General features: G+C 76.0%; 10 protein-coding genes. 4 read left to right on the top strand and 6 right to left on the bottom strand.

Going from position 1 to position 13,992, the window contains the following annotated elements; translation table 11 throughout:
• Nucleotides 1–834 precede the first annotated feature (834 nt).
• On the top strand, nucleotides 835–1,833 hold the full coding sequence (locus tag ACFU74_RS30815) for a hypothetical protein (protein ID WP_380762672.1): 999 nt from the start codon (nucleotides 835–837) through the stop codon (nucleotides 1,831–1,833).
• 110 nt (nucleotides 1,834–1,943) lie between these two features.
• Here ACFU74_RS30815 and sucD read toward each other — a convergent pair whose 3' ends face one another.
• From sucD to ACFU74_RS30790, 5 genes are all read right to left on the bottom strand, one after another.
• Nucleotides 1,944–2,828, bottom strand: a complete 885-nt coding sequence (gene sucD, locus ACFU74_RS30810) for a succinate--CoA ligase subunit alpha (protein WP_380762670.1) — start codon at nucleotides 2,826–2,828, stop codon at nucleotides 1,944–1,946.
• Between the two features lie 19 nt (nucleotides 2,829–2,847).
• Nucleotides 2,848–4,020 (bottom strand): ADP-forming succinate--CoA ligase subunit beta, encoded by a 1,173-nt coding sequence (gene sucC / locus ACFU74_RS30805; protein ID WP_380762668.1) that lies wholly within the window; start codon nucleotides 4,018–4,020, stop codon nucleotides 2,848–2,850.
• Between the two features lie 353 nt (nucleotides 4,021–4,373).
• Complete coding sequence (locus ACFU74_RS30800) at nucleotides 4,374–5,576, bottom strand: VWA domain-containing protein (RefSeq protein ID WP_380762665.1); 1,203 nt, start codon at nucleotides 5,574–5,576, stop codon at nucleotides 4,374–4,376.
• A 72-nt stretch (nucleotides 5,577–5,648) separates the two neighbouring features.
• Entirely contained in the window at nucleotides 5,649–7,997 is a 2,349-nt protein-coding gene (locus tag ACFU74_RS30795; protein WP_380762663.1) for a DUF5682 family protein, read from the bottom strand.
• A gap of 58 nt (nucleotides 7,998–8,055) precedes the next feature.
• Nucleotides 8,056–9,150: an AAA family ATPase gene (locus tag ACFU74_RS30790; protein ID WP_380762660.1), complete on the bottom strand. Its 1,095-nt coding sequence runs from the start codon at nucleotides 9,148–9,150 to the stop codon at nucleotides 8,056–8,058.
• A gap of 189 nt (nucleotides 9,151–9,339) precedes the next feature.
• Here ACFU74_RS30790 and ACFU74_RS30785 point away from each other — a divergent pair, with 189 nt between their 5' ends.
• Both ACFU74_RS30785 and ACFU74_RS30780 read left to right on the top strand, forming a co-directional pair.
• Nucleotides 9,340–10,650 (top strand): SWIM zinc finger family protein, encoded by a 1,311-nt coding sequence (locus tag ACFU74_RS30785; protein WP_380762658.1) that lies wholly within the window; start codon nucleotides 9,340–9,342, stop codon nucleotides 10,648–10,650.
• Nucleotides 10,651–10,731: 81 nt separating this feature from the next.
• On the top strand, nucleotides 10,732–12,312 hold the full coding sequence (locus ACFU74_RS30780) for a DUF5691 domain-containing protein (protein WP_380762655.1): 1,581 nt from the start codon (nucleotides 10,732–10,734) through the stop codon (nucleotides 12,310–12,312).
• Between the two features lie 91 nt (nucleotides 12,313–12,403).
• Here the strand turns inward: ACFU74_RS30780 and ACFU74_RS30775 are convergent, their stop codons facing one another.
• A complete protein-coding gene (locus tag ACFU74_RS30775) occupies nucleotides 12,404–12,811 on the bottom strand; it encodes a cobalamin B12-binding domain-containing protein (RefSeq protein WP_350542253.1) in 408 nt (135 codons plus the stop codon).
• A gap of 299 nt (nucleotides 12,812–13,110) precedes the next feature.
• On the opposite strand from ACFU74_RS30775, the gene ACFU74_RS30770 reads away from it, so the two are divergent.
• A complete protein-coding gene (locus ACFU74_RS30770; RefSeq protein ID WP_380762652.1) occupies nucleotides 13,111–13,983 on the top strand; it encodes a M23 family metallopeptidase in 873 nt (290 codons plus the stop codon).
• Nucleotides 13,984–13,992 lie beyond the last annotated feature (9 nt).

The following is a 13,992-nucleotide window of genomic DNA, read 5'->3' as shown; positions in this document are numbered from 1 at the left end:
CCGCCCGGCCCCGCCGGGCGGGCGACCGCGCCGGCCGCACCGGAGCCCAACACCAACCAGGCGCCGGAACAACCCGCCGTACGCGACGCCGATCAACTGCCGACGGCCCCCGGCAAGGGGCAGGCCATCGCGCCGGCCGCCCCCGGGCCCGATGGCGGCCGAGCAGCAGCACGGCCCGCGGGACGCGACGTCAAGCAACTGTCCGCCGGGCCCGACGGGCGGCGAACCTCCAAGAGGCGGGCGGCGGCAGCCCGCGCAAGCGGAGCCACCGGCAGACGACCGGCGGCTCCGGGACCCGACGGAGGGCGGATCCCCAGCGGGCAGCCGGCGGCGCACGCGGCCCTTGCCATCGACGGCGGGACGGTGACCCAGGTGGACGGCGGGCGGGCGGCCGAAGGCGCCGACCACCGACGGGCGGCAGAGCGGGCGGGCGAAGCCGTCGACGGCCGACGGGCGGCAGCGCAGACGGCCGGAGCCGGCGACGGCCGGCCGGCGGCCGAGGCCAACGGCCCACAGGCGACAGGTCGGGCAGACGGTCGGCGGGCAGACGAAGCCACGAACGACCGACCGGCGGCTGCCCCGGACCGCGGGCGAGCAGCGAGGCACCCGGCCGCAGGCACCAATGACGGGCAGGTCGCCGAGGCGAACGGTGGGCGGGCGGCCGAAGCCACCGACCGCCCACGGGCGGCAGCGATGGACAGCGGGCGGGCAGCGGCGGCCGAGGCGAGCGGTGGGCGGGCGGGCCAAGCCGTCGGCGGCCGGCCGGTGGCCGGGGCGGAGGGTGGGCCCGGGGTGGGGTTCGAGGGGGTGTACGAGGCGGCGCACACACGCTTGGTGCAGCAGGTGTTCCTGCTCACCGCGTGCAAGCACCGGGCCGTCCACTGTGTGGGGCGGGCGTTCGGGGAGGCGCGGCGGCGGTGGGCGGAGGTGGTCGCGGGGGGTGAGCCGGAGGCGTGGGTGCGGACGCGTGCGTTCGAGCTGGCGCTGTCGCCGTGGCACCGGGGCGGCCCGCGCCGGACGCACGTGTGGCGGCTCCCGCACCGCCGGATCAAGGTGCGGCCGGCGGACGAGACCCAGGCGGTGCTGCCGGACCACGACCGCCTCACGGACCGGGACCGCGCGCTGCTCAAGGCGCTCCGGCGGCTCTCCCGGCCGCAGCGCCGGGCGCTGGTGCTGCACGACGGACTGGGGATGCCGGCCGCCGCGGTGGCGGTGGAGGTGGAGTCGACGGTGGCGGCCGCCGAGGGGCGGGTGTGGACGGCGCGGGCGGCGCTGGCGCAGTGGGTGCCGGAGCTGGTCGGGGCGGATCCGGCGGCGGACGGGTTCGCCGACCGCCTGTGCGCGCTGATGCACCGGGCGGCGGTGCGCGGGGCCCCGCAGCCGCACCGGCCGCCGGTGCCGCTGCTGCGGGCCCGGCACGGGCTGGCGAACGCCGGCCGGACGGGGGCGGCGGCGCTGTTGACCGCCGCGGTCGGCGGTGCGGTGGTGGCGACGCTCGCGGGCGGGGGGCCGGGCGAGCTGTTCCGGCCGCCCGGTCCGCCGTCGCCCGCGCTCTGCGCGCCGGTCCCGACCCTGGCGACCGGGTCGGACGCACTGCTCCCGCTGCTGGTGGAGGGGCCGCCGTCGGGAATCCTGAGTCTCTGGTGCTCGCCGACGCCGGGACTGGAGCCGGTGGTGGTGGATCCGCCGCCGCCCCGCGAGGACGGGCCGTACCGGCCGCCGACGGGCGGGCGGGCCGCCGAGGCGCTGCCCCCGCCGGGCACGGTGGCCGCCGAACGGCCGCGCGGCTGCGTGCCCTGGGCCCTGCACCCGTGCGCGGTGGCGGACGGCTGAGCCGCACGGCCCGCCCCGGAGGCAGGCGGGCGCGCGAGCGGGCGGCAAGCACGGCGCCCCCGTCCCGGAGGTCCGGGCGGGGGCGCCGTGGGGTGCGAGCGGGGAGGGCGTCAGCCCTTGATCAGCTCACGGGCCAGGCGGGCGGTCTCGGACGGCGTCTTGCCGACCTTGACGCCGGCGGCCTCAAGGGCCTCCTTCTTGGCCTGCGCGGTGCCCGAGGAGCCGGAGACGATGGCGCCGGCGTGGCCCATGGTCTTGCCCTCGGGGGCGGTGAAGCCCGCGACGTAGCCGACGACCGGCTTGGTCACGTTCTCCTTGATGAAGGCCGCGGCCCGCTCCTCGGCGTCGCCGCCGATCTCACCGATCATGACGATGAGCTCGGTCTCCGGGTCCTCCTGGAACGCCTTGAGGGCGTCGATGTGGGTGGTGCCGATGACCGGGTCACCGCCGATGCCCACGGCCGAGGTGAAGCCGATGTCGCGCAGCTCGTACATGAGCTGGTAGGTCAGGGTGCCGGACTTCGAGACCAGGCCGATCTTGCCGGCCTTGGTGATGTCGGCCGGGATGATGCCGGCGTTCGACTGTCCGGGGCTGATCAGGCCGGGGCAGTTCGGGCCGATGATCCGGGTCTTGTTGCCCTTGGCGCCGGCGTGGGCCCAGAAGGCGGCGGTGTCGTGCACCGGGACGCCCTCGGTGATGACGACGGCCAGGCCGATCTCGGCGTCGATGGCCTCGACGACGGCGCTCTTGGTGTGCGCCGGCGGCACGAAGATGACGGTGACGTCGGCACCGGTCTTCTCGATGGCCTCGGCGACGGAGCCGAAGACGGGCACCTCGGTGCCGTCGACGTCGACCGTGGTGCCGGCCTTGCGCGGGTTGACACCGCCGACGATCTGGGTGCCGGAGGCGAGCATGCGGCGGGTGTGCTTCATGCCCTCGGAACCGGTCATGCCCTGGACGATGACCTTGCTGTCCTTGGTAAGGAAGATAGCCATGGTGTGAAAGTCCCCTTCCTTACTTGTTGGCCAGCTCGGCGGCGCGGTCGGCCGCACCGTCCATGGTGTCCACCTGCTCGACGAGCGGGTGGTTGGCGTCGGTCAGGATCTGTCGACCCAGCTCGGCGTTGTTGCCGTCGAGGCGGACGACCAGCGGCTTGGTGACCGCCTCGCCCTTCTCCTCGAGCAGGGCGAGGGCCTGCACGATGCCGTTGGCGACCGCGTCGCACGCGGTGATGCCGCCGAAGACGTTGACGAAGACCGACTTGACGTCGGTGTCGCCGAGGATGATCTCCAGGCCGTTCGCCATGACCTCGGCGGAGGCGCCGCCACCGATGTCGAGGAAGTTGGCGGGCTTGACGTTGCCGTGCTTCTCACCGGCGTAGGCGACCACGTCGAGGGTGCTCATGACGAGACCCGCGCCGTTGCCGATGATGCCGACCTCGCCGTCGAGCTTGACGTAGTTGAGGCCCTTGGCCTTGGCGGCGGCCTCCAGCGGGTTGGCGGCGGCCTTGTCCTCAAGCGCCTCGTGCTCCGGCTGGCGGAAGTCGGCGTTCTCGTCCAGGGAGACCTTGCCGTCGAGCGCGACGATCTTGCCCTCGCCGGTCTTGACCAGCGGGTTGACCTCGACCAGGAGGGCGTCCTCCTTGATGAAGACGGTCCACAGGGTCTGCAGGACGTCGACGATCTGGTCGGCGACCTCGGCCGGGAACTTCGCGGCCTCGACGATCTCGCGGGCCTTGGCCTCGGTCACGCCCTCGTTGGCGTCGACGGCGATCTTCGCGAGGGCCTCGGGCTTGGTGGCCGCGACCTCCTCGATGTCCATGCCGCCCTCGACGCTGGCCATGGCCAGGAAGGTGCGGTTGGCGCGGTCGAGCAGGTAGGAGACGTAGTACTCCTCCTTGATGTCCGCGGTCTGGGCCAGCATCACCTTGTGCACGGTGTGGCCCTTGATGTCCATGCCGAGGATCTGCCCGGCCTTGGCGACGGCGTCCGCCGGGTCGGCGGCGAGCTTCACGCCGCCGGCCTTGCCTCGGCCACCCACCTTCACCTGAGCCTTGACGACGGCGCGGCCGCCGAAGCGCTCCGCGATGGCGGCAGCGTCTGCGGCGGTCTCGATGACATCGCCGTCAAGCACGGGAACACCGTGCTTGGCGAAGAGGTCCCTCGCCTGGTACTCGAACAGGTCCACGTGTTTGTCCTTGTTCGTGGTCGCGGATTGTGTCTCTACGAGCGTGCCACGGCAGGATCTTCGCTGCGGGTCGTCGGGGCGGTGCGGGTACGCAGAAGTACGGCCTTGCGGCCCACACAGCCACGGGCGCACACGTCAATCAACACGCGCGTCACGTCCGTCTGGCAGGTTATCCCCGGACGACGGGCGTGTTTCGCCCGGGGCCTGCCCGTCTTTGGTGAGAACCGTCACAGACCAGCCTAGGGGGCGTACGCCGGGCGCCCGGTCCGGCGGCTCCGCCGGACCCAGCCCCGGGTTCCGCTGTTCGGGTGAGCCCGGCAGCACCTCGTTGACGACCGCGCCGACAGCTCCGTTCACACCCCCTGTTCCGGGACCGGGATCGGGCGCTTCTCGATCGCCGCCGCCATGATCTCGGGGAAGACGTCGGGGGTGCAGGCGAAGGCCGGGGCGCCGAGCGCGGCCAGCGCGGCGGCGTGCGCGTGGTCGTACGCGGGTGCGCCCTCGTCGGAGAGCGCCAGCAGGGCGATGAACTGGACGCCGGCCGCCTTCATGGCGGCCACCCGCTTGAGCATCTCGTCGCGGATGCCGCCTTCGTAGAGGTCGCTGATCAGGACGACGATCGTCTCGGCCGGCCGGGTGATCCGGGACTGGCAGTAGGCGAGCGCCCGGTTGATGTCGGTGCCGCCGCCGAGCTGGGTGGCGAAGAGCACGTCGACCGGGTCGGTGAGCTGCTCGGTGAGGTCGACCACCGAGGTGTCGAAGACGACCAGCCGGGTGTCCAGGCTCTTCATCGAGGCGAGTACCGCGCCGAACACCGCCGAGTGCACCACGGACGGCGCCATCGAACCGGACTGGTCGATGCAGAGGATGACGTCCTTCTTCACCGCGCGCTGGGCACGGGCGTAGCCGATCAGCCGCTCGGGGACGACCGTGCCGTGCTCGGGCAGGTAGTTCTTCAGATTGGCCCGGATGGTGCGGTCCCAGTCGATGTCGCGGTGGCGCGGGCGGTTGACCCGGGCGCTGCGGTCCAGCGCGCCGCCCAGGGTGGCCCGGGTGCGGTCGGCGAGCCGGCGCTCCAGGTCGGCGACCACCCGGCCGACGACCGCGCGGGCGGTCTCCCTGGTGGTCTCGGGCAGCGCGTGCTTGAGCGAGAGCAGGGTGCCGACCAGGTGGACGTCCGGCTCGACGGCCTCCAGCATCTCGGGCTCCAGCAGCAGCTGCTCCAGGCCGAGCCGGGTGATGGCGTCGTGCTGCATCAGCTGGACGACGGTGGCCGGGAAGTACTCGCGGATGTCGCCCAGCCAGCGGGCCACCTGCGGGGCCGAGCCGCCGAGGCCGGCGCTGCGGCGCCCGGAGCGCGGCTGCCCGGCCCGGCCGTCCTCGGCGGCGCCCCGGTAGAGCGCGGCGAGCGCGCCGTCCATCGCGGCGTCCCGGCCGTGCAGGGGGCGGCCGGTGCCGTCCGCCTCGCCGCCGAGGACCAGCCGCCAGCGGCGCAGCCGCTCGTCGTCGGAGGCGCCGGGGGCGGCGGGCGCGGTGCCGGGGGTGCTGACTGCCATCGGGGGCTCCTCTGCGTGCGGTCTGCGGTCGGGGCGGGGAGAAGGACGGGGTGACGGGGACGGCGGGCGCCGTCAGGTGTCGCGGCCCCCGGCCTGCCGGGGGATCCGCGGGCGGTCGCCGGGCTCCCCGGCGCCGGTCGGCAGCCCGAGCAGCAGGGCGACCACGGGCAGCGCGGCATCGGCCCGCGCGCGGTCCAACTCGGCGACGTCCCCCGCCGGTTCGGCGCTCCCGGGGCCGAGCGGGCCGGCCGCCACCCGGCTGCCGACGGTGTGCCTGACCCCGGCCTCCAGGGTGGCGAAGGTGCGCCGCAGCAGCGGCAGCACATCGGTGAACACCTCCGCCGGGACACCGGTCAGCCAGCCGTCGAGCAGGCCCAGCAGCCGGGGGTCGTGGAGCAGCAGCGCACCGCCCCCGGTCAGGAAGCCCTCGATCCAGCCGGCGGCGTCCGCCGGGCTGTTGGCGGCGGAGAGCACCAGCCCGAGCCGTCGGCCGGCCTCCGCGGAGTCGAGCCGGCCGTCGTCCAGCAGCAGCCGGACGGCGCGCCCGCGCAGCAGGCCGGGGACGCCGGTGGCCGGTCCGCCGGACGGCTCGCGCCGGGCGAGCGCCCGCAGGGTGGCGGCCCAGCGGTCGGCGAGGCCGGCGGCGGGGCCGTCCGCCCCGTCCTGGTCCAGCAGGCCGATCGCGCCGTGCACCTCGTCGAGGTGGCCGCGCATGGCGGCGGCGCCGGCGGCGTCCAGACCGGTGCAGGCGGGCGGCAGGCCGACGCAGATCCGGTCGGCGAGGCCGGCGGCGACCTCGCCGAGCGCGCCGTCGTCGGTGCCCCGGACGTCGCCGTAGCGCAGCGCGCGCACCAGGGCGGGCAGCGCGCCGGCCAGGTGGGCGACGTCGGTGTCCAGCGCGGCGCAGTCGGCGAGCACCCGCATCACGGCGGGCAGCGCCTCGGCCAGCCCGGCCACCAGGCAGGTCTCCACCAGCCCGGTGAGCTCGGCGAGTTCGACGGCGCTCCGGGCGGTGCCGACCGCCTTGCCGACGGCGGCCCGCTCGACCGTGGTGCCCCACTGGGCGGCCTCGGCGATCCGGACGGCGAACTCGGGCTGCCAGCACAGCCGCCAGCTCTCCCGGAAGGTGCCGGTGGAGGCGACCGAGGAGCGGGCCGGCACGCCCCAGTCGACGCCGAGCAGGCGCAGCCGGTGCAGCAGCCGGGAGCGGGCCGCGTCGGTCTCCTTGCGCAGGTCGAGGTCGAGGTCGCGCGGGGTGGGCTCGGGCTTGAGCCGCAGGGTGCGCTGGATCCGGGCGAGGTCGCGCTGGAGCGGGACGGCGGGCGCGGCGTCGGGCACCTCGCCGAGCGCGTCGCCGATCACCAGCCGGTCCTGGACGAGGGCGAGGGCGACGTCCGAGCCGTCGCACATCACCGCGCGGACGGCGTCCAGCGTCTCGGTGAGCCCGGCGAGCGGACGCTCGCGCAGCACGGCGAGGGTGCGGGCCAGCCGGACGGCCTCGATGACGTGCGCGGAGGAGACCGGGTGGTCCTCGGAGCGCAGCAGGTCGGCGGCCCGGGTGAGCCAGCCGGGCAGCGGGTCGCCGTCGGTGCGGTACAGGTGGTGGTACCAGCCCGGGGAGACGATCCCGGCCCCGTAGCCGGTGAGCTGGGAGAGCCTGCGGTGCGTCCAGGGCACCCAGGTGACCTCGGTGCGCACCTTCTTCGGCAGCTCGGCGAGCAGTGCCCTGTCGTGCGCGACGGTCGGCATGGCGGCCAGGGCGGGGACGTGGAAGGCCCCGCAGACGACGGCGATCCGGCGGTGGCCGGCCCGGCGGGCGGCGCGGATCTGCTGGCGCATGTACGCCTCGCGCCGCTCGTCGCGCCGGCCGGCGCCGCCGCCGTCCTCGCGCAGTGCCGTCATCGCCTCGGCGACGGCCGCGAACGGCGCGAGCGCGTCCTCGTCGTCGCCGGGGCGGCGGTGTTCGACGACGTCCTCCCACCAGCGTTCCGGGTCGTCGTGGCCGGCGGCCTCGGCGAGCCGGGCGATCGGGTCGCGCGGCAGGCCGGCGTCGTCCTCGTCCGGGTCCCCGCCCTCGTCCCCCTCCTCGTCGCCGGTGTCCGCGAAGGCGTAGCCGGCCGGCAGGTCGATGAAGCGGAGCGGGACGCCGGCCTCGCCGGCGTAGCGGATCGCCACCCACTCCGGCGAGAACTCGGCGTACGGCCAGAACGCGGCGCGGGCCGGGTCGTCGGCCGCGTGGGCCAGCAGGGCGACCGGCGGCACCATGTCCTTCTCCGCGGCCAGCCCGAGGACGGGGTCGGCCTCCGGCGGCCCCTCCACCAGGACCGCGTCCGGTCGCAGTTGCTCCAGCGCGGCGGCCACCGAGCGGGCCGAGCCGGGGCCGTGGTGCCGGACGCCGAGCAGCGTCACCTCTGCGCTCATCGCGCTCTCCCTCCCGAGTCTTCCGAGGTTGCGGTCGTGCGGTGCACGGTCGTGCCGTTCAGCGGGCGTTCTCACGGGCGGCGCGGTAGAAGTCCTTCCAGCCGTCGCGCTCGCGGACCACGCCCTCGACGTACTCGCGCCAGACCTGCTGGTCGGCGGCCGGGTCGCGGACCACCGCGCCGATCACACCGGCCGCGACGTCGCCGGCCCGCAGCACGCCGTCGCCGAAGTGGGCGGCCAGCGCCATGCCGTTGGTGACCACCGATATGGCCTCGGCGGTGGAGAGGGTGCCGCTGGGGGTCTTCACCTTGGTCCGGCCGTCGGTGGTGATGCCGGCCCGCAGCTCCCGGAAGACGGTCACCACGCGCCTGATCTCCTCGGCGCCGCCGGGCAGTTCGGGCAGTTGGAGGGAGCGGCCGAGCTGCTCGACCCGGCGGGTGACGATCTCGACCTCCTCCTCCAGCGTTCCGGGCAGCGGCAGTACCACGGTGTTGAAGCGGCGGCGCAGGGCGCTGGACAGCTCGTTGACGCCGCGGTCGCGGTCGTTGGCGGTGGCGATGACGTTGAAGCCGCGCACGGCCTGGGTCTCGGTGCCCAGTTCGGGGACCGGGAGGGTCTTCTCGGACAGGATGGTGATCAGACTGTCCTGCACATCGGCCGGGATACGGGTCAGTTCCTCGACCCGGGCGATCCGGCCGTCCGCCATCGCCCGCATCAGCGGCGAGGGGACGAGCGCCTCCCGGCTGGGCCCGTTGGTGAGCAGCTGCGCGTAGTTCCAGCCGTAGCGGACGGCCTCCTCGGGGGTGCCGGCGGTGCCCTGCACCAGCAGCGTGGAGTCGCCGCTGATCGCCGCGGCGAGGTGCTCGGAGACCCAGGTCTTGGCGGTGCCGGGCACGCCGAGCAGCAGCAGCGCGCGGTCGGTGGCCAGCGTGGTGACGGCGACCTCCACCACCCGGCGCGGGCCGATGTACTTGGGGGTGACCACGGTGCCGTCGGGCAGCTCGCCGCCGAGCAGGTAGGTGGCGACGGCCCACGGGGAGAGCTTCCAGCGCTCCGGGCGCGGCCGGTCGTCCTGGGCGGCCAGCGCGGACAGTTCGGCGGCGAACGCGTCCTCGGCGTGCTGCCGCAGGACATCGGTCACGACGTCGGTCATCGGGGCTCCTTCGGGTCGGCCGCCGGGCGCACGGATGCCCGGGCGGCGGGGTGATCGGGGGGAGCCAGGTCGGCGTCCCGGCCTGCGAGAACCACCATGCACCCGACCACTGACAATCCTGACCGGACCTCAGTTCGGGCCGTCCGGCCGTCGGGTCGACTGTCAGTGCCGCCGCCTACCGTCGTGGCCATGGAGGAACGCTGGAGCACCGAACACGTCCTGTCCCTGGCGCCCGACGCCGCCTCGAAGAAGGCCGCGGGCAAGCTCTCCGCGCCCGCCCCCTGGTCCGCCGCGGGCACCGACGGCGACGCCGTCTGGGGCGAGTGCAAGGGCAGCGGCAGCACGCCCTACCGCACGGTCGTCGAACTCGCCACGCCCGCCTACCAGTGCAGCTGCCCGAGCCGTAAGTTCCCCTGCAAGCACGCCCTGGGGCTGCTGCTGCTCTGGAGCGGCTCGCCCGGCTCCGTGCCCGACGGCGCCGAGCCCGCGGACTGGGCCGCCGAGTGGCTGAAGGGCCGCCAGGAGCGCGCCGAGCAGCGGGCCGCGCGGGCGGAGGCGCCGGCCGACCCGGAGGCCGCCCGCCGCCGCGCCGAGAAGCGCTCCGCCCGGGTCGCGGCCGGCGCCGCCGAGCTGCGGCTGCGGCTCGCCGACCGGGTCCGGCACGGCCTCGCCGACCAGTCCACCGCCGGCCCCTGGGAGGAGGTCGCGGCCCGCATGGTCGACGCCCAGGCGCCCGGCCTGGCCACCCGGGTCCGCGAGCTCGACGCGGTGCCGCAGCAGGGGCTGCTGGCGGAGTACGCGATGCTCCACCTGCTCGCCACCGCCGCGACCCGCCTGGACGAGCTGCCCGCGCCGCTCGCCGCGACCGTCCGCGCCCGGGTCGGCTACACCACCGAGACCGCCGAACTGCTGGCAGGACCGACCGTCCGGGACCGCTGGCAGGTCCTCGGCACCCGGGACACCGCCGACGAGCGGCTGACCACCCGTCGGCTCTGGCTGCGCGGCGCCAAGACCGGCCGTCAGGCCCTGCTGATCGCCTTCGGCCGCCCCGGGCAGGCCCCGGACCTCGCCCTGCCCACCGGCCAGGTGGTGGAGGCCGAGCTGGCCTTCCACCCCGGCGCCCGCCCGCTGCGGGCCGTCCTCGGCACCCGCCACGGCGCCCCGGCAGCGGCGCCCGACGGCCCGCCGCCCGGCCTGTCCGTCGCCGAGGCGGTGGCCGGCTACGGCACCGCGGTGGCCGACGACCCGTGGCTGGACGCCTGGCCGACGGTGCTCACCGAGGTCGTCCCGGTGCTCTCCGAGGAGGGCTGGCACCTCACCGACGGCCGGCACACCGTCCCCGTGCACCGCGCCGCCGTCCCGGACGCCGCGCTCTGGCGGCTCGCCGCCGTCTCCACCGGCCGCCCGCTCACCGTCTTCGGCGAGTACGGCCACCGCGGCTTCGCCCCGGTCACCGCCTGGGGGCTGGACGGCCGCCCGATCGGCCTCACCACGACCTGAGCGGCCCGCCGCGCCCCGGGCGCGGCCACGCCCGCCCACCCGACGTCCACCCGCACCCGTTCCACCGGAGGAGGAGGCCCCGTGCCCGACCCCTGGGAGTCCCTGCAGACCACCGCCCTGCTGGGCACCGACCGCCGCCCGCTCCCCGCGCCCGGCCCGGCCGCCCCGTACGACGGCGCCGTCGACCGCACCGACCCGGCCGCCGCGCTGCTCGAACTCGCGGCCCTGGAGACGGTCCGCCGCCGGGCCGGCGCGCTGCCCGTCCCCGCCGCCGCCCCCGCCGGACGCCCGGCCGCCGAGGACACCCGCCCCGAGCTGCCGGCCGCCGCCGCCCGCCGGCTCTCGCTGCTGCTCTCCACCCGGGGCGGCGGCAGCGGCGTGCTCGCCAACGTCGGCGAACTGCTGCCGCAGTGGCTCGCCACCGCCCGCGAACGCGGCTACCGCGCGCCCGCCGCCAGTGTCCCGGCCCTGCTGGACGCCGCCCGCGCCCGCAGCGAACTGCGGCCCGACGCGGTCGCGCTGGCCGGCCCGCTCGGCCGCTGGCTCGCCGAGCGCAACGCGGACTGGCGGTTCGTCCAGCGCGCCGCCACGGAGCCCCCGCCCGCCGCGGACGCCGCGCCCGCCGAGGGCCACCAGGTGTGGCACGAGGGCCTGTTCGCCGAGCGGGTGACCCACCTCGCGCTGCTCCGCCGCCACGATCCGGCGGCCGGCCTCGCCCTGCTGCACGGCACCTGGTCCACCGAGCGAGCCGAGGACCGGCTGCTGTTCCTGGACGCCCTCCAACAGGGCCTCTCGCTCGCCGACGAGCCCTTCCTGGAGGCCGCCCTCGGCGACCGCAGCAAGAACGTCCGGGCCACCGCCGCCGAACTGCTCTCCACCCTGCCCGGCTCCGCGCTGGCCGCCCGGATGGCGGAGCGCGCCCGTGCCGCCGTGCGCCTCTCCGACCACGGCACGCATCTGCTGGTCACCCCGCCCACCGCGTGCGACCCGGCCATGCAGCGCGACGGCATACCGCCCAAGTCGCCCACCGGGCGCGGCGAACGGGCCTGGTGGTTCGGCGAGGTGATCGCCGCCGCGCCGCTCTCGCTCTGGACCGGGCACACCGGCCTCACGCCCGAGCGACTGCTCGCCCTACGGGTCGGCGACGCCATCGACGAGACCAGCAGTACCTGGGCCGACGACCTGCGCGAGGCCTGGGCCCGGGCCGCCGTCCGCCAGCAGGACGCCGCCTGGGCGCGCGCGCTGCTGGGGCCCGCGCCGGTCCCCGGCCCGGTGCGCCCCGCCCGCACCACCGGTGCCCCCGCCAAGCTGCTCGCGGTGCTCCCGCCCGCCGAACGGGCCGCCTGGACGGCCGCCTTCATCGAGGCGCACGGCCTCGGCGACGCCTTCCAACTGCTCGGCGCCTGCGCCACCCCGTGGACGCCGCCGCTGTCCACCGCGGTGGTCGAGGCGCTGGCCCGGGCCGCCGCCTCCGGCGCCTACCCGTGGAGCCACAGCGGGGTGCTCGGCATGACCGAGCGCGCGCTCTCCCCGGAGAGCGCCGCGGCGGTCGAGGCGCTGGCCGCCGGGGCCGCGCCCGCCACCGCCTGGGGCGAGACCTTCGCCCGGCTGGCCGGGACGCTGCGCTTCCGCGAGGCGATGCTCGCCGAACTGGCGGCCTGAACGGCCGCCCGAACGGCCGCTGGACCGGCGGCCGGACGCGCACGGGGCCGGCACCGGACGCACCGTCCGGCACCGGCCCCGTCGGCGGCCGTCAGCCCGCGGCCCGCAGATTGGCCTCGACCCAGGCGACCACGTCGCTGGTCGGCGTGCCCGGGGTGAAGATGTCGGCGACGCCCATCGCCTTCAGCTCGACGATGTCCTCGTCCGGGATGATCCCCCCGCAGAAGACCTTGATGTCCTCGGCGTCGCGCTCCTTCAGCAGCTCCAGCACCCGCGCGCAGAGCGTCATGTGCGCCCCGGAGAGGATCGACAGGCCGATGCCGTCCGCGTCCTCCTGGATCGCGGTGTCGACCACCTGCTCCGGCGTCTGGTGCAGGCCGGTGTAGATGACCTCCATGCCGGCGTCGCGCAGGGCACGCGCGATGACCTTGGCACCGCGGTCGTGGCCGTCCAGCCCCGGCTTGGCGACCACCACGCGGATCGGTCCTGACACACCCATCACTGCCTCCCGGACCTCGTCGTCCATCCCCCACCGGACCTTGTGGGCACGGGCGAGGTTAACGATCAATAACCAACCTGAGGGGAGGGTAGCGCCACCCGTCCGGCTTGGCCGCACCACCCCTCAAGACGAGGGGAAAATCACAGACCGTCCGCCGCCCCTCCCTGTTCTACCCCGCAAGCGCACACCCCCAGCCCCTTGACATACGGACTTTTGTCCGGATGTCCGGCTTCCGGCTACAGTCTCGGTCGTTTACCCCCGCCCGACGACGCGCCGAGGCCACCGAGGAGGCAGCCGCGATGGCTCCCGAAGCAGCCGCCCGCCCGACCCGTGCGGAAATGCGCCTCGCCGCCCGCGAGCAGTCCCGGTCCCAGCGCCGCGACGCCGCCAAGGCCGCCACCCGCACCGCGCTGCTGCGGGTCGCGCTGCCCTCGGTGGCCGCGCTCGGCGTCGCCGCGGCCGCCGCCGTCACCGTCCAGGGCGAGGCCGACCAGCAGCGCGCCCAGGCCGCCGGCCGGGTCCCCGAGCAGGCCACCGCCGCCGACGCGCCGGACAACGCGCGGGCCGAGGCCGCGCAGGCCGCCCAGCAGGCGCTGGCCGCCGGCGAGGCCGAGCAGGCCTCCCGCAGCGACGCCCGCCAGCCGCTCGCCGGCACCCAGGGCGGCCCCGACCCCGCAGGGCAGCCGGGTGCGGAGGCAGCAGCACAGGCCGCGCAGACCGCACAAGCCGCACAGACCGCCGCCACCGAGCAGCCGGCCCCCGCGCCGGAGCGCCCCAGGATCTCCATGCCGGTCGCCCAGCACGGCATCGGCGAGGCCTTCGGCGCGGCCGGCACCCACTGGGCCAAGCGGCACACCGGCATCGACTTCCCGGTGGACGGCGGCACCCAGGTGATGGCCGTCGCCGACGGCACCATCCGCACCCAGTGGAACCCGTCGTACGGCTACATGACCATCCTCAAGACCGCCGACGGCACCGAGGTCTGGTACTGCCACCTGCGCTCGTACAAGATCCGCAAGGGCACCGTGAAGGCCGGCGACGTCATCGCCTTCGTCGGCAGCAGCGGCAACAGCACCGGCCCGCACCTGCACCTGGAGATCCGCCCGGCCGGCGGGGGCGCCCCCGTCGACCCGCTGCCCTGGTTCCTCGCCCAGGGCCTCGACCCGCGCTGAGCCCCGGCC

Origin of the sequence: Kitasatospora sp. NPDC057500 (assembly GCF_042802195.1) — a bacterium.
Taxonomy (GTDB): Bacteria; Actinomycetota; Actinomycetes; order Streptomycetales; family Streptomycetaceae; genus Kitasatospora.
This window is presented reverse-complemented; position numbering and strand designations above follow the sequence as displayed.